The sequence below is a fragment of the Staphylococcus lugdunensis genome, from assembly GCF_002901705.1.
Lineage (GTDB): Bacteria > Bacillota > Bacilli > Staphylococcales > Staphylococcaceae > Staphylococcus > Staphylococcus lugdunensis.
This window is the reverse complement of sequence record NZ_PPPV01000016.1, coordinates 237,401-262,196: the sequence shown is the minus strand read 5'-3', so window position 1 is coordinate 262,196 and position 24,796 is coordinate 237,401. Positions and strand designations below refer to the sequence as shown.

The following is a 24,796-nucleotide window of genomic DNA, read 5'->3' as shown; positions in this document are numbered from 1 at the left end:
AATGGAATAAAAGTAATATTATATTATTTAACATTTATTAACTTGTTATTTCAACTGGCACGTTTGCCCGTATCGTTGTATGATTAGACATGTATTAAAGGATGATAGGGAATCCTAGATTAAATAAATTAAAAGCTTAGGAGTGAATAACTTGAAAAAGTTAGCAATGGCCTTAACATTAATCGTTCTACTGCTGACAGCTTGCAGCAGTGGTAAATATACCGAAAAGATAGATAAGGCGGTTAAAATGCAAGATGATAAGCAAGAACGTTTAGCAAAACATGATCAAGGCGACGTCGTTAAGCATTTTGATAAAAAGGATGCTAACATTTATGTCTTTGAATATGGCAAATATGTCATTTTAGGATATAAACCGCTTAGTGATAATGATGAGATTCACTATTATGCGTATCAATTTAGTGGTAAAACGATAAGTTTTAAAGAAAATTTCGATGCAAAGGGATATATTCAAAAGCACGATCCAGATTATAAAGAAGAAAATATGAACTAACCTAAACGTTAAGGAGCACATATGAAAAAACGATTATCCATCATACTATTATTGACTTTTTTAGTTATTTTAAGTGCATGTGCACAACAAAAGAAAGACGCTCCAAGTGCACCACAAGCTACTAAACATAATAAACCCCTTATCGTTGAGTATGGCGATTACAAGTGCCCATATTGTAAAAAAGTAGAAACACAAGTCATGCCAACAATTAAAAAGAAATATATTGATACAGGTAAAGCAGACTATCAATTCATCAACATGGCTTTTTTAGGCAAAGATTCCATTATTGGTGCGCGTGCAGGCCATGCAGTTAATGCTATTGCCCCACAAGCATATTTAGATTTTCAACAAAAAATATACGCTGCACAAGAGAAAAATGATGACAAAGAATGGATTACACCAAAATTAATCGACAAACAAATAGATCAACTTAATATTAGTCAACAACAAAAGCACAAAATCAAAGCAGATTATAAACAAGAAAATAGTCAGTCATGGAAAGCGGCTGATAAAGATAAACAATTATATAAGAAGCATCATATATCCAAAGCACCAACTGTATTTATTAATGGTAAAAAAGTAAAAGACCCATATGATATAAAAAGCTGGGAACAACAACTTGATAAATAAGCACTTCGTAAAAAACATATTGATCAACTAACATATAAAGGAGGATAGGTCATATGCACATTGAACGCCAATTAAATCAAATCATTGCGCATATAACATTTCATGCTCCTATCATTGAAGTGTTCAAGGCTTATACAACACAATCACTATTTGAACAATGGTTTCATCCACCAGGTGCTAAAATTAAGGTCTATCATTTTGAAGCAGTGACTGGTGGAAAAGCATTTTATGCTATTACAACACCAGAAGCGACTAGTTATACATTAACCGAATACCATATGGTTCAAGCACCGTATCAGATTGTTTACTTTGATTTCTTTGCTACAAAAGACGGTGATAAAGATACACGATTACCAGGGATGAAAGTGGTATTAGAATTCAAACAATTGAATAAGCAACAAACAGAAGTGACGTCTACGACTATTTTTCCAACTGCGACAGCTGCTGAACAAGCGTTATCCATGGGTGTTGAAACTGGTATGCGAAAGACTTTAACTCAGCTTGAACAACTACTAAAAAAAGAATTGTCATGAAAATGACACGCTTTATTTAATGCGATTACGTTAAAATAATCTTGAAAAGAGGTTGATAACAATGAAATCAAGATATTTAAAAGTTTTAGTCTTATATGCATATAGTACATTGGTACCGACATTAATATTTAATTCTAAGTGGATTAAAAGTCCTACATTAAAATATCTCTTAAGACTAGCGCTTGGCTATGGCTACTTTGCTTTAGGATTAAAAATTTTATCACAACTCAAACGTCAATAGGTATGTTGAACAACTTAACCTATTATTATAAGAATAAATTGGGAAATGCTATTAATGAATGAACTATTTCAATTCGTTAATAGCATTTTTCCTTATACTGTAAGTTTTGATAAATATTGCTTATATGAGCCTCATAATCAATACGATGTACCTTATAAATTAATCATTAATTTTTCTACCTGACCATTTCTTAATGGTTAGCATTAAAAAGCCACAAATAATGATTAAACTCATAACGTATAGGATTAACGTTAAAACATAAGGTACACTATTTTGGATATACATAGGAATATAGCGTGTAGCATATGTGATTGGCATGTAATACCATGACTGGTCGCCTAAAACTTCCATACCAAAATAGATGTTAAATATTACACTAAATATACCTCCAACAATTGCAAGCACGCTTTTGATAAAGAGACCGATCATAAATATGATGACTGTTATTAAAATATTAAATAGCAGACTAGTCAATAAGTAAAATAAGCTAATATTTAAGTTTTCACTCATGATGATTAAATTTAAAGTAGAAATGATTAACGATAGGACGTAGTTTATATAAATATACATGAGTGTGGCTAGAGCCCATGATAAACGGCTAGTCTTACTTAAAATATGGTTGAAATGTCCTATGCCCTCTTCAAATTTAATTGTCTGAAACACTGTGATGGACAATATTAATGGCGTAATCGCATTAAAGCAACCAGTATATATTTGAATAGCTGTTTTATGCCATGAGGGACCTAAATAGAGATCAATACATAAAATATAAAAAAGTGTAAACATGAGTGGTATATAGGTTAAAATGTCTGATATAAATTTTAATTTTATGATTTTAAATTCATTTATCATTTTATCCTCCAAGATTTATTATTATTTAAGAAGAAAAATGCAACGAAATAAATGGTACTTACGATTAAAACGATTAATAAAGCATGTAAATCATTAAAAAATGGGCTCGACTTAGATAATAAAGTACCATTTGGATGTAATGATAAAGTGATTAATGGAATTCTACCGATATAAGACCAAGGGAGAATCCAAAATATTTTTGTCATAGTTATAGTAATTATGCTTAATATTGATAAAAAAAGATTTAGAAATATCGCAAGAAAAACACCTGTATTTCTCACTAAAATAAAGTTTATAGGTATCAACGATAAACTAGAAATTAAAATAAGTGTTATCGTCACGAATATTAGTAATGGGTTTATTGGAGCACCAGAAGTTAATGCGTTACCAATCATTGAAACGATAAATATCAAGATAGCATGAATGATAAAGCCTATGATGGTTACAATGATTTTGTTTTTAATCATGCTGTTAATAGACCAATTGTTGCTTTTGTAATAAGAAAAATGATTGTTTTTTATTTCCATATTGAGGAGAGAGTTAGCAACGATACATGTAAGTATAGGTATCACGAAAAACGGCCATAAATTAAACGTCAAAGATAAATATGGAGAAAGTTCATTCTTATCAGGTTGACCTTGAGCAAATAACGCCGTAAATATTGCAAAAGCTAAAAATATTAATGGCGATGAAATGAGCATATACATAGCTGAGGAACTTTTTAATTTAAGTAATTCAGTCTTTAAATTTTTCATCATAATTTACTCCTTTGTAATATCGAAAAATATTTTTTCTAGATTTTCATTAGTATTATTTTCTTTTTGATACTTTAATTTACCGTTGTGAATAATACCGATATGATCAGCTAATATTTGTATTTCGGAAAGTATATGACTTGATACAATGATGCTTGTACCTTGCTGAGTTAAATCTTTCAATAATGTTCTTAAATCTTGTATACCATAAGGGTCAAGGCCATTTGATGGCTCATCGAGTATTAATAACTTTGGTTTTTTTATTAGCGCCATTGCAATGCCTAAACGTTGTTTCATTCCCAGTGAAAAATCTTTAACTTTTTTCTGTTTATCTACTTTCAGTTTGACCTTTTTTAATACTTGTGGAATATTGTCAAAAGGTATATTTTCATTTAAAGCTACGATTTTTAGATTATCATAAGCATTTAGATGGTTATAAGTGGGCGGGGACTCTATTAACGAGCCAATATTTGATAAATCATTTCTGACCATCTGTGCGCCATCTAAAAATATTTCGCCATGTGAGCTGGATAATATACCACAAATGATTTTAAGTAATGTTGATTTTCCAGCGCCATTAATACCTAATAAGCCATAGACTTCGTTTGGAGCAACTTTTAAATTAATATCATTTAAGACTACATTGTTTTTGAACTTTTTGGATAAATTTTTGGTTTCTATTTTGTAAGTGTTCATTAAGATACCTCCTCTGTGATTAATTTCATCGTAGCACGAGAAAAAAATATTACTACTTACACTTTTGTAAGTAACAAAATAAGTAATCATTTAAACATTGTTGTGTTATAGTGAATTTAATTAAAGGAGGAAAAATGTATATATTATTATTGGCTGTTTTCATTCTTTTAGGTATAGCATATTTACTGTTTAAAGCAAATAGTCGACTTAATATTTACTGTACGTCTATTATCATTGTTTTAATGTATATTTTAGTATCTTATTATTTGAATAGATTATTTGATTTTAACTTAATGGTTTTAAGTAGTTATTTATTATTGTCAATGCTCGTGATTATCGCCTTTATTCTCTATTTATTTTGGGATAGTAAAAAATTATTGAAAAATGAAGGCAGTCGTCTTACAAACTATTTGAGTTTATCGTTAGCGATGTGGATTGTAATTTTGATTGCTTTATTTCCAGTATCGTTTATCGTTAACAATGATGTGTCAAAATATATATTTGTAACATATTTATTCACTACGTTAATATTTACGTATTTTTTTGGCTTAATATTGAGCTGCTGGCTTTTAGCTATATTTTATTCAACATTAAATAGCAATAAGTCTATTGATATTTTTTTAGTGCTAGGATCCGGTTTAATAAATAATAAAGTTACACCACTTTTAGCTAGTAGAATTAATGCAGGCTTAGAAATTTATCAAAAGCAAAATAATAAGCAGCATTTGTTTTTAGTGAGTGGTGGCCAGGGTGATGATGAGCTGCGACCTGAGTCAGTTGCTATGAAGGAATATCTAGTAGATAAAGGTATCGTTGAGGATGAGATTATTTGTGAACAACAATCGAAAACGACATATGAAAATTTATATTTTTCTAAGGAAATGATAGAAAATTTACCATTAAATAAACCTAATATTTTAATATGCACAAATGATTTTCATATTCTAAGAGCGATGTTTTTAGCGAAAAAATTGCATTTCAAAAATTTTTACAGCGTTGGCAGTAAAACGAAAAGCTATTTTTTCACCAATGCTTTTATTAGAGAAGTGATTGCCATTATTAAAATGGATTGGTGGTTTCATCTTGTAATTATGTTGGCTAGTATCGCATGGTATATTCTTACAATGGTAAATATTTAAAAGATTTAATATAGTAATATAAGTATCTTCCATTAGGGAGGGCGTTGAGCTCAATCTTTAATGGAAGCTTTTTATATGTTTTAGTTTCAAATATAGAATGTCGATTTATTTAGAATTTGTGTGATACATAAGCAGCTTTTCATAGAAAATACATGTATTATTTCAAAAGCGATAAATTTATAGTATGTTACATTTTAATTTTTAAAATTTTCATATATTATGTGTATTTTTTTAAAGCTTTATAGTTTTATTATGTCTTTATGGATATAATAGGTCTATATTAAATGATGACATACATAGGAGGAAGTTTAGATGTTAAAAAATGCAAAGACACTTGATGACACACATGCGACACGTGCACAAATTGAAAGTGCAGCTGGACAAGTGCAAATGAAGGAAGTCATGCTTGATAAGACGCCAGGGAGATATATGGTAAAAGCAATCATGGCTGGCTTTTTATTGGCGATTGTAACAGTATTTATGTTTGCTGTTAAGACACAGTTTGCCGGAACAAATGACGGGCTGGTTAATTTGCTTGGTGCAATCGCATTTAGCTTAGCCTTAGTATTGATCGTATTAACTAATTCAGAACTATTGACGAGTAATTTTATGTACTTGACTGTGGGTTGGTATTATAAAGTGATTTCTATGTCTAAAATAATGAAAGTGGTTACTTTTTGTTTTATTGGTAATATTATTGGTGGGATTTTTTTATTTTTCTTGATGAAATTTGCGCATATTATGACACCTGAAATGATTCAAAGCTTAACGGCATTGGTACATAAGAAAACGATTGATTCGACATGGTACAATATTTTAGTTAAAGCTATTTTTTGTAACTTCTTTATCAATATTGGTATTTTTGTCTCTATGAAGTTTAAAGAAGGTTTAGCAAAAGCATTCTTCATTGCGTGTGGCGTGATTGTCTTTGTCTTTATGGGTTATGAACACGTTGTCTTTAATACAGGATTATATGCAGGTATGGCTTTCTTTAATTTGGATGCTTTGTCATGGTTAGGTGTATTGAAAAATGTTGTTTTTGCATTTATTGGTAACTATATAGGTGGCGGTATCTTTATTGGTTTCGTATATGCATACCTGAATGGTACACGAGATAGTTTAGTTAAATAATTAAAATGATATAGATGCTATAATGAAATATATAGATTATATTTTAGAAATTCTAAATACAGCTTTGGAGTGTAACAGACTTTTATGTAGGACGTTACGCTCCTTTTTTAGAAAAATATTGACTTATGATACATTAAATCTTATTATTTTAATCAACATTATTAATCATGTATCGGGGGGATACGATGGTAGCGAATATTTTAGTCGCACATGGCATGCGTCAAGGAAATCAAAATGAGGCATTAACAGGCTTTGTGGCTCAATTGTTAGAGCATGAAAGCTATCCATATGATTTGGCGTTTATTGAAAGTGAAGAAAAAAGTATTTCACGCATCATGACGCATTATTTGAATCAAGGAGAAACAGAATTTAAAATTGTGCCACTACTCATTTTTTCTGCCATGCATTATTTAGTGGATATTCCAGAAATATTAGCACAAATAAAGGAGCAACATCCAAATATTAACTATCGCTTAAGTCAGCCTTTAGGAACGCATGCATTAATGCAGGAAATTATTCAACAACGCATTGAACAAGTTCATATCGACAAAGATGACAAAGGTAAAGTAGCAGTTGTTTTAATCGCACATGGTAGTCGCTCTTATACACAAGCACATGATGAATTAGAAACCTTTAATCATCAGCTAGCTACAGATTATCCTGTATTCTCCAGAACATTGTATGGCGATATAAGCTTTAAAAATGATTTGGATAAGTTAGCTAAGCGCTTTTCCAAGTTAATTATCGTGCCAATGTTTTTATATGATGGACGCTTAGTGAATAAAGTAAAAAAACTAATCGCGCAAATGGACATACAATCAGAATTGCTTATTACACCATCTCTGAATTTCGATCCGCTTTTGAAAGATATTATTAGCGCACGTCTTGAGGAATTATCATTTTAAAGAAAATAATTAAAGATGATATCAGTAACAATCAGTAAAGTTTCGCACTTTATTGGTTGTTTTTTTATGTTAGGGAATTCCCTAATTTTGTGATTTTATTCACAAAAATGGCCTGTATTGGTCTACAATAAAATTGAAAAGTGATAGCTGGAATATTATTAATCAAGTTAATGAACCTTTAAGGGCATAGGTATTTCCAGCAATCTTTAAAAGATTAAAAGGGGCGACATTATGGCTAAGCAAAAATTAGTGTTGATAGGTAATGGTATGGCAGGTATACGCACGATAGAAGAAATACTAGAGCGTTCCGATTCAACCTTTGACATTACAGTGATTGGTAAAGAACCTTATCCTAACTATAATCGCATCATGCTATCCAATATTTTACAAAATAAAATGACGATTGACGACACAATTATGAATCCATTTGATTGGTACAAAGCGCATGATATTAACTTAATTATCGATGACCCAGTTGAGCACGTTAATCGCGAAGGACAATATGTTGTAACATCAAAAGGGCTAACGGTTTCTTATGATATTTGTATCTTTGCCACAGGCTCATCAGCTTTTGTATTACCTATTCCAGGGGCTGATTTGCCAAGTGTAATCGGTTGGAGAACGATTAAAGATACTGAACAAATGATGACAATTGCACAAACGAAAAAACGTGCCGTCGTTATTGGAGGCGGTCTTCTTGGATTAGAATGTGCGCGTGGATTATTAGATCAAGGCATGGAAGTTACTGTCTTACATCTAGCAGATTGGTTGATGGAAATGCAATTAGATGCAAAGGCGGGCGCATTACTCAAAGCGGATTTGGAACAACAAGGTATGAAGATTGAGTTACAAGCGAACTCACAAGAAATTATTGGTCAAGATGATGTTGAAGCTATTAAATTAGCAGATGGTCGTGTGATAGAAACAGACCTTATTGTGATGGCAGTGGGTATCAGACCTTATGTGCAAGTTGCCCGTGATGCTGGACTAGAGGTCAACAGAGGTATTGTCGTTAATGATTATTTACAAACGAGTGATGCACATATTTATGCTGTTGGAGAGTGTGCTGAGCATCAAGGACACGTATATGGACTTGTTGCTCCTTTATATGAACAAGGCAAAGTGTTAGCCGATTATTTAACTGGTAGAAAAACAGAGGGCTATCATGGCTCAACAACATTCACATCCTTAAAAGTATCTGGGTGCGATTTATACAGTGCTGGACAAATTGTTGAAGATGAAGACGTACACGGTATAGAAGCATTTAATAGCGTAGATAACGTTTATAAAAAAGTATTTTTAAAAGATCAAGCGGTTGTGGGAGCTGTACTATACGGTGATACGGACGATGGCTCTAGGTTTTATAGCATGATGAAAAAGCATGAATCACTTGAAGATTATACGTTAATGGCACTATTACAGAAAAAAGGTGCCGATGCTGGTTTATCAATTGCTGATATGAGCGATGACGAAACGATATGTGGTTGTAATGGTGTAGATAAAGGCACCATTGTAAATGCAATTAAATCTAAAGGTTTAACGTCTGTGGCAGAAGTGACTAAAATGACTAAAGCGGGTAATTCATGCGGAAAATGCAAAGGGCAAATCAGCCAAATTCTAGAGTATACGCTTGGTGATGGCTTTTACGCTGCTAAGCCAACAGGAATCTGTGCCTGTACAGAACTGACTAGAGATCAAATCGTCACACAAATTAGAGCTAAAGGCTTAAAGACATCTAAAGAAGTGAGACATGTCTTGAACTTTAAAGATAAAAATGGTTGTCCTAAATGTCGACCAGCTATTAATTACTATTTAAATATGGTCTATCCTCATGAACATGCAGATGAACGTGAGTCACGTTTTGCTAATGAACGCTATCATGCCAATATTCAAAATGATGGTACGTTTTCAGTCATACCTCAAATGCGTGGAGGCGTCACAGATGCAGATCAATTGATACGTCTTGGACAAGTAGCCAAAAAATATGATGTACCGCTAGTTAAAGTTACTGGTTCACAACGTATCGGATTATATGGATTGAAAAAAGAACAATTACCACAAGTATGGCAAGATTTAGGCATGCGTTCTGCATCTGCCTATGGAAAGAAAACTCGTTCTGTTAAAAGCTGTGTTGGTAAAGAGTTTTGTCGATTTGGGACACAATATACGACGCGTTTAGGAATTCGTTTAGAAAAAACATTTGAATATATCGACACACCACATAAATTTAAAATGGGTGTGTCAGGTTGTCCAAGAAGTTGTGTAGAATCAGGGGTTAAAGACTTTGGTGTTATTTCTGTTGAAAATGGCTTCCAGATTTATATTGGTGGTAACGGTGGTACAGAAGTAACCAAAGGTCAATTCTTAACGACTGTAGCTACAGAAGATGAAGTGATTAAACTTTGCGGTGCATTGATGCAATATTACCGTGAAACAGGTGTGTATGCAGAGCGTACAGCTCCTTGGTTAGAGCGTTTAGGTTTCGATAATGTTAAAGCAGTGTTGTTGGATCCTGAAAGACAAGATGCATTATATACACGTATCATGGATGCGAAACAAGCAGTTTCAGAAGAACCTTGGCAAGCAATTGTTCACAATAAACATGCACAAAAAATCTTTGAAGTTGAGAAGGTGTAAACGATGAGAACAGGAGAAAAAGTAAAAGTATTAACAATCGATGATTTAACACCTTTAATAGGGAAAAAGGTCATTGTTGATGGTAATGAAATAGGTATATTTCTAACTGAAAGTGGTCATATTCATGCTATTCATAATGTTTGTCCGCACAAACAAGGTCCTTTGTCAGAAGGAACGGTCAGTGGTGAATATGTATACTGTCCCCTGCATGATCAAAAAATTGATTTAGCATCTGGTGAAGTTCAAGAACCTGATGAAGGTTGTGTAACCGTATATCCAGTAGAAGTCATTGACGGAGATGTCTACGTATGTCTATAGCCAATGGTGGCAAGGTATATCTTGTAGGCGCTGGTCCAGGAAATCCTAATTTATTAACGAAACAAGCCGAACGTTTAATTAGAGAAGCGGATATTATATTGTATGACCGTTTAGTCAATCCACTTATTTTACAGTATGCGTCAGAGAAAGCAGTCTTCGTTAATGTCGGTAAAAAGCCATACCATAAACACATTCAACAAGTACAGATTAATCATAAAATGATTGCTGCGGCACATCAATATAAACATGTTGTTAGATTAAAAGGTGGTGATCCTGCGATATTTGGTCGTGTTTATGAAGAGCTTGAGGCATTAAAACAACAAGCGATAGAAGTAGAAATTGTCCCAGGCATTACGTCTGCGAGTGCTGCAGCAGCAACTATGAATGTCGGACTAACGATGCGTCAAGTTGCACCAAGTGTCACTTTTTCAACAGGGCATTTCAAAGATGATGTCAGCAATGAAACAGATATTAGAAATTTACACAATGGTGGTACACTTGCCATTTATATGGGAGTTAAGCGTTTAGGGCATATTATTCAACAAATTACTGCGGTATCAACTGAAGATTATCCAATTGCAGTGATTTTTAATGCTTCTTGGTATAACGAAACAACCGTAATAGGGCGTTTATCAACCATCGAAGCGCAATTAACTAAGATAAATTTAGAAGGACAACCTGGCATTTGTTTGGTTGGTCCTATCGTAGAACATATGTCACAAATACCTAAGGCTAACAGCAGAGATAGCATATTAAAGATACTCGTAGGTGAAAAAGAACAGGCGCTAATACAAGCTGAACATTTAGCAGATATAGGAACACCATGTCTGATACAACCAAGTAAGACAGCACATCAAAGTCAGCACGATTTATTTCAACATATCATCGCACAACATCAGTGTGATTATATCTATATGGAGTAAGTGTGAGTCTGGGACATCACTATGTTTTAGGCTATAAACTATATATTGGCAGTTAAACTCGCCGGGGCGGGACAGAAGTCATTATGAATTCTGTCTCGCTTCTTTTTATTTTTGAAAATTTAGGGTTTCAACTAAGGCAATTAGGCAATTCCCTAATATTAGAACTTTGTGAAAAAATATACAATGTAACTAAGACAATGATATGAATGTTGAATGTAGCACTCGTGTTAAACCTTTTACGGGAGGACATATAGATGGGGAAATTTGGATTGAACTTTTTTAAGCCAACTGAAAAATTTAACGGTAATTGGTCCATTTTAGAAAGTAAAAGCAGAGAATGGGAGAAAATGTATCGTGAACGTTGGAGCCATGACAAAGTCGTTCGTACTACGCATGGGGTCAATTGTACAGGATCATGTTCCTGGAAAGTTTTTGTGAAGAATGGCGTGATTACTTGGGAAAATCAACAAACTGACTATCCAAGTTGTGGTCCGGATATGCCTGAATTTGAACCAAGAGGTTGTCCTCGTGGTGCATCATTTTCTTGGTATGAGTATAGTCCGTTGCGTGTTAAATATCCTTATATTAGAGGTAAACTATTGGATTTATGGACTACAGCACTTGAAGAAAACAACGGTAATCGCATTGCAGCATGGGCCTCAATAGTTGAAGATGAAGAAAAAGCTAAGCAATATAAATCAGCAAGAGGTATGGGTGGACACGTCAGAGCTAGTTGGAAAGATGTCACAGATATCATTGCGGCGCAGCTTTTATATACGATAAAAAAAGACGGACCAGACCGAATTGCTGGATTTACACCTATTCCAGCTATGTCGATGATTAGTTATGCTGCTGGAGCTAGATTTATTAGTTTATTAGGTGGAGAAATGTTGAGTTTTTATGATTGGTATGCTGACCTACCACCTGCATCACCACAAATATGGGGTGAACAAACAGATGTACCAGAATCAAGTGATTGGTTCAATGCAGCTTACATTATTATGTGGGGATCAAACGTACCTCTTACACGTACACCGGACGCGCATTTTATGACCGAAGTACGTTATAAAGGAACTAAAGTTATTTCGGTCGCTCCGGATTATGCTGAAAACGTAAAGTTTGCCGACAACTGGCTGGCACCGCATCCAGGTACTGATGCTGCAATTGCTCAGGCGATGACACACGTGATTTTACAAGAATTTTACCAAAATGAGCCGAATGAAATGTTTATTAATTATGCCAAACAGTATACGGATATGCCGTTTGTTATTATGTTAGACCAAGATAAGCAAGGCTATAAAGCAGGGCGATTTTTACGTGCAAGTGACTTAGGTATTGACAGTGACAATAATGAATGGAAGCCAATGATTTATGATTTAGAGAGCCAACAGTTTGTGGTACCTAATGGCACGATGGGACAACGTTGGGAAGAAGGTAAACAATGGAATCTTAAATTGGAAACTGATGATGGTCAAACAATCAATCCAACACTGACGATGGCGAATACTGAATATGACATCAAAACCATTCAATTTCCATATTTTGATAGCGATGGTGATGGAATCTTTAAGCGACCAATTCCAACATACACGTTACAGTTAGCCAATGGTCAAAACGTTCAAGTGACGACAGTTTATGATTTGATGGTCAGTCAGTATGGTATACAGCGTTTCAATCATGCCATGGAGGCAACATCCTATGATGACCAGCAATCCAAGTATACACCAGCTTGGCAGGAATCAATTACTGGTGTTAAAGCATCGACTGTGACTCAAATTGCACGAGAGTTTGCGCAAAATGCGATAGAAACTGGTGGTCGCTCGATGATTATTATGGGTGCAGGTATTAATCATTGGTTTAATTCTGACACCATTTATCGCTCAATTCTAAATTTGGTCATGTTATGTGGCTGTCAAGGTGTAAATGGTGGAGGCTGGGCACATTATGTTGGACAAGAAAAATGTCGTCCTATTGAAGGATGGAATACGGTTGCCTTTGCCAAAGATTGGCAAGCACCACCACGCTTACAAAATGGTACAAGTTGGTTTTATTTTGCGACTGATCAATGGAAATATGAAGAATCCAATGTAGCTAGTTTAACTTCACCTCTTGCACAACATGTTAAGCACCAGCATCCTGCTGATTACAATGTGACTGCTGCTCGCTTAGGCTGGTTACCATCTTATCCACAGTTTAATAAAAACAGCTTACTCTTTGGAGAAGAGGCGAAAGAAGCTGGCGATGCGTCAAACGAAGCAATTATTAAACGTGCAGTTGATGCCGTGAAAAATAAAGAAACACAGTTTGCAATTGAAGATCCTGATTTGAAGAAGAATCATCCTAAAACATTATTTGTTTGGCGTTCAAATTTAATTTCAAGCTCTGCAAAAGGGCAAGAATATTTTATGAAGCATTTATTAGGTACTAAATCTGGCTTGATGGCTGAACCTAATGAGCATGATAAGCCTGAAGAAATTACTTGGCGAGACGATACAATAGGCAAACTTGATTTATTAGTATCATTAGATTTTAGAATGACAGCTACACCACTCTATTCAGATATTGTGTTGCCAGCTGCAACTTGGTATGAAAAGCATGATATCTCATCAACGGATATGCATCCTTTCGTACATCCATTCAATCCTGCAATAGATCCACTATGGGAATCGCGCTCAGATTGGGATATCTATAAGACATTAAGTAAAGCAGTTTCAGAAATGGCAAAAGATTATTTGCCAGGTACTTATAAGGATGTTGTGACTACACCATTAGGTCATGATTCTAAGCAAGAGATTTCAACACCATTCGGTCAAGTCAAAGATTGGTCTAAAGGAGAAATAGAAGCAGTTCCCGGACGCACAATGCCTAATTTTACTGTAGTTGAACGGGATTACACTCAAATATATAACAAATTTGTTACGTTAGGACCTTTGTTGGAAAACGGGAAAATAGGTGCGCATGGTGTGAGTTATCATGCGGGTGAACAATATGAGGAACTAAAAAGTATGATAGGAACTTGGAATGATGACGACATAACATCAATCAGAAATCAACGTCCACGTATCGATACAGCAAGGAAAGTGGCTGATGCGATTTTAAATGTTTCATCTGCGACGAATGGTAAGTTATCTCAAAAATCATATACCGATTTAGAACAACAAACGGGTATGCCATTGAAAGATATTTCTAGCGCACGTGAAGCCGAAAAGCTATCATTTTTAAATATTACTGCACAACCTAGAGAAGTGATTTCAACTGCCGTTTTTCCTGGATCAAATAAAAATGGCCGTCGCTATTCACCGTTTACAACAAATATCGAACGACTTGTTCCTTTCAGAACATTAACAGGAAGACAAAGCTACTATATTGATCATGAAATATTTCAGCAATTTGGTGAAAGTTTACCAGTATACAAACCGACATTACCGCCGATGGTCTTTGGCACACGAGATAAACAAGTAAAAGGCGGACAAGATGCCCTAGTATTACGATACTTAACACCACATGGTAAATGGAATATCCACTCGACTTATCAAGACAATCAGCACATGCTGACATTATTTAGAGGTGGACCTGTTGTTTGGTTATCAAATGAAGATGCCGAGGCGCATGGCATTAGTGATAATGATTGGCTCGAAGTATATAACAGAAACGGTGTTGTGACTGCGCGTGCCGTCACATCTCATCGAATGCCTAGAGGAACAATGTTTATGTATCACGCACAGGATAAGCATATTGAAACACCTGGCTCAGAAATCACAGATACGCGAGGAGGTTCTCATAATGCACCAACTCGTATTCATTTAAAACCGACACAGCTGGTTGGTGGATATGCACAAATAAGCTATCACTTTAACTACTATGGACCGATTGGCAATCAAAGAGATATCTATGTGGCCGTGAGAAAAATGAAGGAGGTCAATTGGCTTGAAGATTAAAGAACAAATTGCAATGGTATTGAACTTAGACAAATGTATTGGTTGTCATACGTGTAGTGTGACATGTAAAAATACATGGACGAATAGACCGGGTGCGGAGTATGTGTGGTTTAATAATGTAGAAACAAAGCCAGGTGTTGGATATCCAAAACGTTGGGAAGACCAAGAGCAATATAAAGGCGGTTGGGTGCGCAACAATAAAGGCAAACTTCAACTTAAATCAGGGAGTCGCTGGTCAAAAATTGCTTTAGGAAAAATCTTCTATAATCCTGATATGCCAGTAATTAAAGATTACTATGAACCATGGTTTTACAATTATGAACATTTGACAACAGCTAAACAAGGGCAACATTCTCCTGTAGCAAAAGCACATTCAGTTATTTCAGGTGATAAGTTGGATTTACAATGGGGTCCTAACTGGGAAGATGATCTTGCAGGTGCACATGTTACTGGACCAGAAGATCCTAATATTCAACGAATTGAAGAAGATATCAAGTTTCAATTTGATGAAACATTTATGATGTATTTGCCACGTTTGTGTGAACATTGTTTAAATCCAAGTTGTGTGGCATCATGCCCATCTGGTGCAATGTACAAACGGGATGAAGATGGTATTGTACTTGTTGACCAAGAAGCCTGCCGTGGTTGGCGTTATTGCATGACTGGCTGTCCGTATAAAAAAGTTTATTTTAACTGGAAGACAAATAAAGCAGAAAAATGTACATTCTGCTTTCCAAGAATTGAAGCCGGGCTTCCTACAGTTTGTTCTGAAACATGTACGGGTCGTATGCGTTATTTAGGTGTACTTTTATATGATGCAGATCGTGTGCATGAAGCGGCATCTGCTGAAAATGAACAAGCGTTGTACGAAAAGCAACTTGATATTTTTCTAAATCCATTTGATGAAGATGTGATTGCACAGGCTGAAAAGGACGGCATTAACCATGAGTGGATCGAAGCAGCTCAACATTCTCCGGTATATAAGTTGGCTATAGAGTATAAGTTGGCCTTTCCGCTACATCCCGAATATAGAACGATGCCTATGGTATGGTATTGTCCGCCGCTTAGTCCAATCATGAGTTATTTTGAAGGTAAAGGTGCTAAGCAAGATCCAGATATGATCTTCCCAGCAATTGATGAAATGCGTTTACCTGTTGAGTATTTAGCAAGCTTGTTTACAGCTGGAGATACGAAACCAGTGAAAGAAGCTTTGCAACGCATGGCAATGATGCGAAGTTATATGCGTGCTCAAGTAACGAATCAACCATTTGCGATGCATAAATTAGAAAGATTAGGCTTATCTGAGCAGCAGTTAAAAGATATGTATCGCTTGTTAGGTATAGCTAAATATGAAGAGCGATTTGTAGTGCCTACATCACACAAAGAAACTTACTTAGATACGTATCGTGCACAAGGTAGCCAAGGGTATAGTGGAGAATATTTTGGAGAAAATTGTGAAGGTTGTGGCGTAGCAGTAGGTTCTGGAAAGACAGGACAAGAAGTTTATAATGATCATTTCTATGGAGGTATTTTCCGTGATTAATCTTGCAAATTTTAGACAATATCAAGATAGTTTTGGCTATATTGCACAGCAACTGAATTTTCCAGAAAAAATCACTTTCAATCAAAATATCTTTCAAGAGACCATAGCGCCTTCACATCCTGCATATGCCGACCTTGTTGCTTATCGCACAATGATGGAACAGTACACTTTATCAGAAATTAAGGCAATATACACGGATACCTTTGATTTTAGTAAGAAGGCACCATTATATATGACATATAATAAATTTGATACACAAAAAGAACGCGGGCAGATGTTGGCTAAATTAAAGGTCTTATATGAGATGTTTGGCTTGAAAATGGTTGATAATGAACTGTCTGATTATTTACCGCTAATGTTGCAGTTTTTACATGTGGCACAATGGCATGATGATCCACGTGCGGAAGATAATATTCAGTTAGTCATTATGATTATTGAAGATGGCACGTATACGATGGCAAACTTGTTGGCTGAGGATTACAATCCGTATGCCTATGTGGTCCGTGCTTTGCGTCAGACATTAAAAGAATGTCTTGAAGCACCAAAAGGGGTGACAACACATGCTTAATCAATTTTTATGGGTGATTTATCCCTATCTTTGTGTTGCTATTTTTGTAATTGGTCATATCGCGCGGTATAAATATGATCAATTTTCATGGACAGCTAAATCAAGCGAATTAATTGAGAAGAAACAATTGAAATGGGGAAGTTTATTATTTCATTTAGGTATCATTCCTGTGTTTTTGGGGCATGTTGTTGGTTTAGCCATTCCAGCACACTGGATAGAGTTTTTAGGTGTTAGCAATCATTTGTATCACTTTGGTGCTGTGTATATTGGTAGTATCTTTGGTATAATGACGTTGATTGGCATGTTGTTGTTAACAAGTAGACGCTTAACACTTAAGAATGTTAGACGCTTAAGTTCAGCATCAGATATATTTGTTAATCTCTTATTACTCATTATTATCTTTATGGGATGTTATTCGACGTTAGTTACAAATGCGGTTACGCCAGATTTTGATTATCGCCAAACGATATCAATTTGGTTTAGACATCTATTTACATTCTTACCGGATGCCATGTTGATGAATCATGTCCCACTATCATTTAAGTGTCATATCTTATTAGGATTTACAATTCTGGCATGTTGGCCATTTACAAGGTTAGTCCATGTATGGAGCGTACCATTATCATATGTGAATCGTCGGTATATCATTTATCGTAAACATAAATAACATTAAAGAAAGGGTTAATATATTGTCTCCTCGATCTTATATTGAAACGAACAGTTTGCAAGCAGATTTAGAAACTTTAAGACAATGTGAAGGCTATGATTTTGCTGCGATAGCGACACCAGAACGCTTTCGCTCAGGCGCACCAATTAAATGGCAATTTGTTTCTGGCAATACCAACGATAGATATAAGCTAATTGTTTTAAAAAAAGGGCGTGGCCTCGCTGGTATGGTAATGAAAACAGGTAAAAGAATGATCATTGAGCAGGTTGATCAAGAGATTGGCTTTGAAGAACGCTTAAAGTACCCCATTTTACTAAGTGAAAATTTAACGAGTTTGATTGCGATTCCACTATGGTTTGAAAATGAGTTATGGGGCGTATTATTGCTTGGTCAACGTCAAAATAAGCCATTGCCAGACAATTTTGATAAGGTTAATATTCAAGGTAAACTAAGCGTATTTTCAGAAGGATGATAGGTGATAGGAGTGCTCAATATTAATGAAGAACAATTAGAGCAGTTATTACAACAATATTATAAAACAACACAGGAAAAGATTGTCTTTGTAGACAAATACGGTAAAGTTATCGCAATGAATGATGCAGCAAAGGAAATTATTTCAGAAGACAACAATTACAGTACCATGACCAATGCAATTTGTCGTCAGTGTGAGGGCTATTCCAACGAATTTGCATTAAAAAGCTGTATGAATTGTTTTATGGATACGACTCAACCAACAGATGCAAACTTCCAAGTGTTTATGAAAACTGTAGATCAACAGGTACAACCTTTTACTGCGACATATCAATGTATCGATGACGTAAAAGGTATTTATGCGTTTACTTTGCAAAATATCTCTCCACAAATTGAGCGTCAAGAAAAAATGTATCAACGTCAAATGATTCGAAAAGTAATTGCCGCTCAAGAGAACGAACGTAAACGTATTTCTCGAGAATTACATGACAGTGTTGTACAAGAATTATTAAATATTAATATTGAATTGAGATTATTAAAATATCAACAAGATAAAGTATTAATTACCGATAAAGCCCAACAAGTTGAAAGCTTGATGGCCAATTTAATCGACGATATTAGAAATATTTCTGTCGAATTACGGCCATCATCCTTAGATGATTTAGGCTTAGAAGCAGCTTTTAAATCTTATTTTAAACACTTTGAACAAACCTATGGATTAGCCATTAGTTATCAGGCGAATATTCAGGGTAAGCGCTATGATAGCGACATTGAAACCGTTGTGTATCGAGTTGTGCAAGAAAGTATTTTAAATGCCTTGAAATACGCTAGCGTGAATCACATTGATGTGAGTATCCAAGATACAGGTGATCACATCATTGCAGAAGTGATTGATCAAGGTGTGGGCTTTAACCCTCAGTCACAGCCTAAAGGAACAGGTCTAGGTTTATATGGCATGAATGAACGTGCAGAGCTAGTCAATGGTAATGTAAATATTGATACTCAAATTGGCAAAGGAACAATTATTACATTAGAAATACCAATTTAATGTAGGTTAGGGGAATTCAATTGAAAATAGTTATAGCAGACGACCATGCAGTAGTGCGCACAGGGTTTTCAATGATTCTGAATTTTCAAGACGATATGGAAGTTGTAGATACTGCTGCTGATGGCGTAGAGGCATATCAAAAGGTTATGGAGCATAAGCCTGACGTGTTAATTATGGATTTAAGTATGCCTCCTGGCGAATCAGGCTTAATTGCTACAAGTAAAATTGCAGACAGTTTTCCAGAAACAAAAATCTTAATATTAACGATGTATGATGACGAAGAATATTTATTCCATGTTCTAAGAAATGGTGCTAAAGGTTATATACTAAAAAATGCACCAGATGAACAGCTAATCTTAGCAGTAAGGACTGTTTATCAAGGTGAGATGTATGTGGATATGAAGCTGACAACATCTCTCGTTAATGAGTTTGTCAATCAGCCACAATATGATACTGGCACTACAAATGATCCTTTTAAAATATTATCGAAACGAGAATTGGAAATCTTACCATTAATTGCTAAAGGTTATGGCAATAAAGAAATTGCAGAAAAGCTCTTTGTTTCCGTTAAAACGGTAGAAGCACATAAGACGCATATTATGTCAAAATTAGGCTTAAAATCTAAGCCAGAACTTGTAGAATATGCACTCAAGAAAAAGTTATTAGATTTTTGATTTTATTTAAATTGATGGTGTATAACAAGAAAATAAAAAGTGAAATAACATACACAGGTTGGACATCAATCTCAAAATAATAGCACAAAGATGATTTGAAATTAAAAATTGTCTTTGTGCATTTTTTATATCAGAACTAAAATGACATAAATAGCGACCGATAACAAATAGGGAAATTGTCTATAAACATCAGGGATTATCCTTATGTTCAATTTATCACAAGGATTATAAACTTTAATTATAGTTGGTATGTGTTATAGAAATATGTCTGAAGTAGGGTGTGTGATGTCATATAGTTGATTGCTATCCTCATGCATGTACTAACACTAATTACATAAATAATGAAGGTGAAAAAATGTTTAGGACAAAAGGTGCCTTTCAACTTGGTTTACAAACATTGAGTCTAGTTGTTGGATTTATGGCGTGGAGTATTATATCTCCATTAATGCCATTCATGTCGCAAGATATTAAAGTAAGTGATGTGCAAATATCAATTATTGTAGCAATTCCAGTAATTTTAGGCTCAATATTGCGTGTTCCATTTGGTTATTTAACCAATGTGGTTGGCGCAAAATGGGTGTTTTTCAGTAGTTTTATTGTGCTATTATTTCCAATTTACTTCTTGAGTCTTGCACAAACACCTGGCATGCTTATGACATCTGGTTTCTTTCTAGGTGTTGGTGGTGCCATCTTTTCTGTGGGTGTAACGTCAATACCGAAGTATTTTTCTAAAGATAAAGTTGGTTTAGCAAATGGTATTTATGGTGTAGGTAATATTGGTACAGCAGTATCTTCCTTTTTAGCACCACCTATTGCAGGGATTATTGGCTGGCAAACAACTGTACGCTTTTATCTTATATTTATAGCTGTCTTTGCATTGATTATGTTTTTATGTGGAGATGGAAAAGAGCCGAAGGTTAAAATTCCTTTAATCGCACAAATGAAGGATTTATTTGGTAATTATAGAACATATTATTTAAGTTTATGGTACTTTATCACATTTGGTGCTTTTGTGGCATTTGGTTTGTTTTTACCGAATTATTTAGTGCATCATTTCACTATAGATAAAGTAGATGCGGGTATTCGGTCGGGTGTATTTATTGCTTTAGCTACATTTTTACGTCCAATTGGAGGTATGATAGGTGATAAATTTAATGCCGTAAAAGGATTAATGATGGACTTTATATTTTTAATTATTGGTGCAATTATTTTGGGGGTATCAGATCATATCGCACTCTTTACCATTGGTTGTTTAATGATAAGTGTATGTGCAGGAATTGGAAATGGTCTTGTATTCAAACTTGTACCATCATACTTTTCTAAAGAATCAGGTACAGCGAATGGCATCGTTTCTATGATGGGAGGCCTCGGGGGCTTTTTCCCACCTTTGATTATTTCGTTGGCAAAGTCTCTAACTGGCACAAGTCATTTAGCATTTATTTTACTTGCATTATTTGGGGTCGTGGCTTTTGCTACAATGTTTCACTTATATAAAAAGGAATATGTATAAAATCAAGTTAGTATAAGCCTATGACTAGTTGCTTGCTCAACGTTTTAGAAGCCCTTATTCTTTGCGATGTTAAACGTGCGCAATGAACAAGGGCTTTTTATAAGTATAATCATTAGTATATAACAATAAAATGTTGCATCAAGTGATTGAAATGAGCAGCCAAGAAGTATCATCTAATAATGAGTTAATGAATAGTCACTTTAATCGCTTGTAATCATCATTGTTAAAAATTATCGACAACAAATTGATGCATAATTTTGATGAGCTTTTGTGCTTCCTCTTTGCTAACGCCTGCATCACAAAATACATTTTTTGAAATAGAAGCTAATTCAGGTTTTAATGCTACACCTTGCTCAGTTAGTGAAATTTGCAAGTTGCGTTCATCATTTGTTTCACGTATGCGTGTGACAATACCTTTTTTTTCGAGTTTTTTTAATAAAGGCGTAAGTGTACCTGAATCAAGATAAACTCGATTACCTAATGTCTTAATATTCAGTTTTTCTTTGTCTTCTATAGCCATGATAACGATGTAAGCTGTATAAGTAAGGTCATGTTCTTTTAAATACGTGGTGTATTTTTTGATGTTTTCCTTTGATGATACATATAGTAAAAAGCATAGCTGATTGTCTAAATAGCTTTCTTTATGCTGCATTTAATCACTCCTTATCCCATAACAATAGTAGGAATAGTTAGGGATGTCAAGGTTTTATGCAATTAGTTTATAATTATAAAATCTATAGTTGACATACAATATATTTGTAAACAATTTCACATATTTTAAGAAAAATTTGTTACAAGTGAAGTGATATACTTTAAAAATCGTGCTGTTTCATTCATAATAGTTTGAATAGTACCTTAATTTAACGGACATGTTAAAGATTTTAGTAAAGGGAGATTTACAATGACCAAAAAGCAGGTTATCACCAGAATTATCATCATATTAGTGATTTCTTTAGTAGTCGCAATTGCTTTCTTTTTTGGAATGAAAATGTATCAAAGTCATAAAAATATTCAGCTTGTGGATAGTTACATAGAAGATAAGCATCTTAAAGGATTAATTAAAAAAGAGGAAACAAAATATAGTGCCAAAAAAGGTGTATACTATAAAGAAATCGTGTTTAAAGATGAGCCAAAATTAACTTATGTTGTTCAGCCAATTAGCACACAAAAAGGTATTTTCTTAGAAGGTTTCGATACTGAAACAAAGAAAAATATTAAGGGTGCGAAACATAATACATTTGACCAAAACTATAAACCATAAGTTAAAAAACACTATCAGATGCGCTACAATATACGCGTATCTGATATGTTAATACGGTTAAATAACAGAATATTTAAACATTATCGCTGTAATATTTTAAAAATTTATATCCAATTTTATTTATAAATGATATAATGAAGCGATGTCAGATGAGGGGGTTGCAGTATGGCTCTATTCAAGAGAAAAATAAGTTTACCAATGCAAGTATTAATTGCATTAGTATTAGGGGTTATCGTCGGACTTTTACTTTATGGACAAGACCAAGTTGCGAATTACATTAAACCATTTGGAGATGTATTTCTTAATCTCATAAAAATGATTGTAATTCCAGTGGTGTTCTGTTCACTTGCTTTATCCATTTCTGGTGTAGGTGAGTCTAAAACAGTTGGACGATATGGTTGGAAGACAATTCTTTATTTTGAAATTATAACAACAATCGCAATTGCATTAGGTATTATCCTTGCAAACTTGTTTAAACCAGGTCAAGGATTAGATCGTTCTAAATTACCTTCTGGCGATATCTCAAAATATCAAACAACAGCACAAGCAGCTGAACATTCTACATATGGTAATCATTTCATTGATACAATTGTAAATATTGTACCTACTAACTTTTTCGAAGCTTTAACAAAAGGTGAATTATTACCGATTATCTTCTTTGCTGTATTCTTTGGTTTAGCATTGGCAGCAATCGGAGAAAAGGGTGAACCTGTTAAGGCATTCTTAAGTGGGACACTAGATGCTGTATTCTGGATGATTAATAAAATCTTAAAATTAGCACCATTAGGTGTATTTGCCTTTATTTGTACAACAATTATTACATTTGGTGCATCAGCACTTTTACCTTTATTGAAATTAGTATTATTAGTAGTATTTGCAATGGTATTCTTTATACTTGTTGTTTTAGGTATTGTAGCTAAAATGTGCGGAGTTAGTATTTTATCTATTATTAAAATACTGAAAAGTGAACTTTTATTAGCCTTTTCAACATCTAGTTCTGAGGCAGTATTGCCTAGTATGATGAAGAAAATGGAAGAATTTGGTTCACCAAAAGATATTGTATCTTTTGTTATACCTATTGGATATACCTTTAACTTAGATGGTTCAGCATTGTATCAATCGATTGCCGCATTATTTGTGGCGCAAATGTATGGCCATCATCTTACATTGTCCCAACAAATTATGTTGATGGTGACATTAATGGTAACATCTAAAGGTATGGCGGCTGTTCCTGGTACGTCCATCGTTGTACTATTAACAACGTTAGGTGCGATGAATATACCGGCAGCAGGACTAGCACTAATCATTGGTGTTGACCGTATTCTTGATATGGTACGTACATGTGTCAATGTTTGTGGTAATGCATTATCAACAGTAGTTATTGCAAAATGGGAAAATGTTTACGACAAAGAAAAAGGACAAAAATACTTAGAATCAATTTAAAAAATAAATCTGACATTTTTATACCGAGCCATTGAGCTCGGTTTTTTAATGGTAACAAGTAAAAATAATCAAAATTTAACAAAGGGGTCTGGGATATAAATGTCAGAAAGGGTCTGGGACATAAATCTCAGAAAAATAGCGCTCAGATGAATTGAATTTAACTCATCTGAGCGCTTCTTTTTATTCAATACTTCGTATTGTTGGCTCGCTTTCTTAGGGGACAGCTTCAGCCTGTAGTCTTCAGCTCGTCCTGTTTCCTCAAGAGTCTCGCCAAAATACGTCGCATTTATATGTAATTTTACATCAACATACTTTAAAAAAATAAGGCACTTTCGTATCATTTAATAAACTTCACTAAACTAAATTAACGAGGTGCCTTATGTATAAAGATTATAATACGAC

The 24,796-nt window shown here is 34.4% G+C and carries 24 protein-coding genes; 20 read left to right on the top strand and 4 right to left on the bottom strand.

Annotation, left to right across the window (positions count from 1 at the left end; all coding sequences use genetic code 11):
• The first annotated feature begins 151 nt into the window (after nt 1-151).
• The 4 genes from CD041_RS08155 (at nt 152) to CD041_RS08140 (ending at nt 1,915) form a co-directional block, all read left to right on the top strand.
• Nucleotides 152-511, top strand: coding sequence for a DUF4467 domain-containing protein (locus tag CD041_RS08155; RefSeq protein WP_070648247.1), 360 nt, complete (start codon nt 152-154; stop codon nt 509-511).
• Between the two features lie 21 nt (nt 512-532).
• Nucleotides 533-1,141 (top strand): thioredoxin domain-containing protein, encoded by a 609-nt coding sequence (locus CD041_RS08150; RefSeq protein ID WP_070648248.1) that lies wholly within the window; start codon nt 533-535, stop codon nt 1,139-1,141.
• 53 nt (nt 1,142-1,194) lie between these two features.
• Nucleotides 1,195-1,674: an SRPBCC family protein gene (locus CD041_RS08145; protein ID WP_070648249.1), complete on the top strand. Its 480-nt coding sequence runs from the start codon at nt 1,195-1,197 to the stop codon at nt 1,672-1,674.
• A 61-nt stretch (nt 1,675-1,735) separates the two neighbouring features.
• On the top strand, nt 1,736-1,915 hold the full coding sequence (locus CD041_RS08140; RefSeq protein ID WP_002460294.1) for a hypothetical protein: 180 nt from the start codon (nt 1,736-1,738) through the stop codon (nt 1,913-1,915).
• Nucleotides 1,916-2,074: 159 nt separating this feature from the next.
• Here CD041_RS08140 and CD041_RS08135 read toward each other — a convergent pair whose 3' ends face one another.
• The 3 genes from CD041_RS08135 to CD041_RS08125 are packed head-to-tail and all read right to left on the bottom strand — an operon-like array spanning nt 2,075 to nt 4,218.
• Complete coding sequence (locus CD041_RS08135; protein ID WP_070648250.1) at nt 2,075-2,767, bottom strand: BsaG family lantibiotic immunity ABC transporter permease subunit; 693 nt, start codon at nt 2,765-2,767, stop codon at nt 2,075-2,077.
• Nucleotides 2,764-3,522, bottom strand: a complete 759-nt coding sequence (locus CD041_RS08130; protein ID WP_225306484.1) for a lantibiotic immunity ABC transporter MutE/EpiE family permease subunit — start codon at nt 3,520-3,522, stop codon at nt 2,764-2,766. Before CD041_RS08130 ends, CD041_RS08135 begins: the two co-directional genes overlap by 4 nt.
• Before the next feature lie 6 nt (nt 3,523-3,528).
• Nucleotides 3,529-4,218, bottom strand: a complete 690-nt coding sequence (locus CD041_RS08125) for a lantibiotic protection ABC transporter ATP-binding subunit (protein ID WP_002492834.1) — start codon at nt 4,216-4,218, stop codon at nt 3,529-3,531.
• Between the two features lie 134 nt (nt 4,219-4,352).
• Between CD041_RS08125 and CD041_RS08120 the strand changes: the two genes are divergently transcribed.
• From CD041_RS08120 to CD041_RS08055, 14 genes are all read left to right on the top strand, one after another.
• Nucleotides 4,353-5,357, top strand: coding sequence for a YdcF family protein (locus tag CD041_RS08120; RefSeq protein WP_070648251.1), 1,005 nt, complete (start codon nt 4,353-4,355; stop codon nt 5,355-5,357).
• Between the two features lie 312 nt (nt 5,358-5,669).
• Nucleotides 5,670-6,488 carry a formate/nitrite transporter family protein gene (locus CD041_RS08115; protein ID WP_070481853.1) on the top strand — a complete coding sequence of 273 codons (819 nt, stop codon included), beginning with the start codon at nt 5,670-5,672 and terminating at the stop codon, nt 6,486-6,488.
• Nucleotides 6,489-6,673: 185 nt separating this feature from the next.
• Nucleotides 6,674-7,393: a sirohydrochlorin chelatase gene (locus tag CD041_RS08110; RefSeq protein WP_080606514.1), complete on the top strand. Its 720-nt coding sequence runs from the start codon at nt 6,674-6,676 to the stop codon at nt 7,391-7,393.
• Nucleotides 7,394-7,624: 231 nt separating this feature from the next.
• Nucleotides 7,625-10,030 carry a nitrite reductase large subunit NirB gene (gene nirB / locus CD041_RS08105; protein ID WP_002478706.1) on the top strand — a complete coding sequence of 802 codons (2,406 nt, stop codon included), beginning with the start codon at nt 7,625-7,627 and terminating at the stop codon, nt 10,028-10,030.
• 3 nt (nt 10,031-10,033) lie between these two features.
• Nucleotides 10,034-10,348 (top strand): nitrite reductase small subunit NirD, encoded by a 315-nt coding sequence (gene nirD, locus CD041_RS08100; RefSeq protein ID WP_002460283.1) that lies wholly within the window; start codon nt 10,034-10,036, stop codon nt 10,346-10,348.
• Nucleotides 10,339-11,271: a uroporphyrinogen-III C-methyltransferase gene (gene cobA, locus CD041_RS08095; protein ID WP_002478707.1), complete on the top strand. Its 933-nt coding sequence runs from the start codon at nt 10,339-10,341 to the stop codon at nt 11,269-11,271. Before nirD ends, cobA begins: the two co-directional genes overlap by 10 nt.
• Before the next feature lie 254 nt (nt 11,272-11,525).
• A complete protein-coding gene (locus CD041_RS08090) occupies nt 11,526-15,209 on the top strand; it encodes a nitrate reductase subunit alpha (protein ID WP_080606515.1) in 3,684 nt (1,227 codons plus the stop codon).
• Nucleotides 15,199-16,752 (top strand): nitrate reductase subunit beta, encoded by a 1,554-nt coding sequence (gene narH / locus CD041_RS08085; protein ID WP_070648253.1) that lies wholly within the window; start codon nt 15,199-15,201, stop codon nt 16,750-16,752. The genes CD041_RS08090 and narH overlap by 11 nt, the downstream gene beginning before the upstream one ends.
• Complete coding sequence (narJ, locus tag CD041_RS08080) at nt 16,745-17,320, top strand: nitrate reductase molybdenum cofactor assembly chaperone (protein ID WP_080606516.1); 576 nt, start codon at nt 16,745-16,747, stop codon at nt 17,318-17,320. The genes narH and narJ overlap by 8 nt, the downstream gene beginning before the upstream one ends.
• Nucleotides 17,313-17,987 (top strand): respiratory nitrate reductase subunit gamma, encoded by a 675-nt coding sequence (gene narI / locus CD041_RS08075; protein WP_070648254.1) that lies wholly within the window; start codon nt 17,313-17,315, stop codon nt 17,985-17,987. Before narJ ends, narI begins: the two co-directional genes overlap by 8 nt.
• A 22-nt stretch (nt 17,988-18,009) precedes the next feature.
• Complete coding sequence (nreA, locus tag CD041_RS08070; RefSeq protein ID WP_002478710.1) at nt 18,010-18,459, top strand: nitrate respiration regulation accessory nitrate sensor NreA; 450 nt, start codon at nt 18,010-18,012, stop codon at nt 18,457-18,459.
• A gap of 12 nt (nt 18,460-18,471) precedes the next feature.
• Nucleotides 18,472-19,506 (top strand): nitrate respiration regulation sensor histidine kinase NreB, encoded by a 1,035-nt coding sequence (gene nreB / locus CD041_RS08065; RefSeq protein ID WP_002492810.1) that lies wholly within the window; start codon nt 18,472-18,474, stop codon nt 19,504-19,506.
• A 20-nt stretch (nt 19,507-19,526) separates the two neighbouring features.
• A complete protein-coding gene (gene nreC, locus CD041_RS08060) occupies nt 19,527-20,180 on the top strand; it encodes a nitrate respiration regulation response regulator NreC (protein WP_002460273.1) in 654 nt (217 codons plus the stop codon).
• A 355-nt stretch (nt 20,181-20,535) separates the two neighbouring features.
• Complete coding sequence (locus tag CD041_RS08055) at nt 20,536-21,690, top strand: nitrate/nitrite transporter (protein WP_002460271.1); 1,155 nt, start codon at nt 20,536-20,538, stop codon at nt 21,688-21,690.
• A 223-nt stretch (nt 21,691-21,913) separates the two neighbouring features.
• Here CD041_RS08055 and CD041_RS08050 read toward each other — a convergent pair whose 3' ends face one another.
• Nucleotides 21,914-22,342, bottom strand: a complete 429-nt coding sequence (locus CD041_RS08050; protein WP_080606517.1) for a MarR family winged helix-turn-helix transcriptional regulator — start codon at nt 22,340-22,342, stop codon at nt 21,914-21,916.
• Between the two features lie 249 nt (nt 22,343-22,591).
• Here CD041_RS08050 and CD041_RS08045 point away from each other — a divergent pair, with 249 nt between their 5' ends.
• Both CD041_RS08045 and CD041_RS08040 read left to right on the top strand, forming a co-directional pair.
• Nucleotides 22,592-22,951 (top strand): DUF3139 domain-containing protein, encoded by a 360-nt coding sequence (locus CD041_RS08045; protein ID WP_070648255.1) that lies wholly within the window; start codon nt 22,592-22,594, stop codon nt 22,949-22,951.
• A gap of 165 nt (nt 22,952-23,116) precedes the next feature.
• Nucleotides 23,117-24,394, top strand: coding sequence for a cation:dicarboxylate symporter family transporter (locus tag CD041_RS08040; RefSeq protein WP_002460267.1), 1,278 nt, complete (start codon nt 23,117-23,119; stop codon nt 24,392-24,394).
• The last annotated feature ends 402 nt before the right edge of the window (nt 24,395-24,796 follow it).

Bases quoted from the DNA above. Each gene is read 5' to 3' on its own strand.
- CD041_RS08050 (WP_080606517.1), bottom strand. From the start codon at position 22,342: ATGCAGCATAAAGAAAGCTATTTAGACAATCAGCTATGCTTTTTACTA.
- CD041_RS08150 (WP_070648248.1), top strand. From the start codon at position 533: ATGAAAAAACGATTATCCATCATACTATTATTGACTTTTTTAGTTATT.
- CD041_RS08040 (WP_002460267.1), top strand. From the start codon at position 23,117: ATGGCTCTATTCAAGAGAAAAATAAGTTTACCAATGCAAGTATTAATT.
- narI (WP_070648254.1), top strand. From the start codon at position 17,313: ATGCTTAATCAATTTTTATGGGTGATTTATCCCTATCTTTGTGTTGCT.
- CD041_RS08055 (WP_002460271.1), top strand. From the start codon at position 20,536: ATGTTTAGGACAAAAGGTGCCTTTCAACTTGGTTTACAAACATTGAGT.
- CD041_RS08045 (WP_070648255.1), top strand. From the start codon at position 22,592: ATGACCAAAAAGCAGGTTATCACCAGAATTATCATCATATTAGTGATT.
- CD041_RS08090 (WP_080606515.1), top strand. From the start codon at position 11,526: ATGGGGAAATTTGGATTGAACTTTTTTAAGCCAACTGAAAAATTTAAC.
- CD041_RS08125 (WP_002492834.1), bottom strand. From the start codon at position 4,218: ATGAACACTTACAAAATAGAAACCAAAAATTTATCCAAAAAGTTCAAA.
- CD041_RS08140 (WP_002460294.1), top strand. From the start codon at position 1,736: ATGAAATCAAGATATTTAAAAGTTTTAGTCTTATATGCATATAGTACA.
- nirD (WP_002460283.1), top strand. From the start codon at position 10,034: ATGAGAACAGGAGAAAAAGTAAAAGTATTAACAATCGATGATTTAACA.
- CD041_RS08110 (WP_080606514.1), top strand. From the start codon at position 6,674: ATGGTAGCGAATATTTTAGTCGCACATGGCATGCGTCAAGGAAATCAA.
- cobA (WP_002478707.1), top strand. From the start codon at position 10,339: ATGTCTATAGCCAATGGTGGCAAGGTATATCTTGTAGGCGCTGGTCCA.
- CD041_RS08120 (WP_070648251.1), top strand. From the start codon at position 4,353: ATGTATATATTATTATTGGCTGTTTTCATTCTTTTAGGTATAGCATAT.
- CD041_RS08145 (WP_070648249.1), top strand. From the start codon at position 1,195: ATGCACATTGAACGCCAATTAAATCAAATCATTGCGCATATAACATTT.
- CD041_RS08130 (WP_225306484.1), bottom strand. From the start codon at position 3,522: ATGAAAAATTTAAAGACTGAATTACTTAAATTAAAAAGTTCCTCAGCT.
- CD041_RS08115 (WP_070481853.1), top strand. From the start codon at position 5,670: ATGTTAAAAAATGCAAAGACACTTGATGACACACATGCGACACGTGCA.
- nirB (WP_002478706.1), top strand. From the start codon at position 7,625: ATGGCTAAGCAAAAATTAGTGTTGATAGGTAATGGTATGGCAGGTATA.
- CD041_RS08135 (WP_070648250.1), bottom strand. From the start codon at position 2,767: ATGATAAATGAATTTAAAATCATAAAATTAAAATTTATATCAGACATT.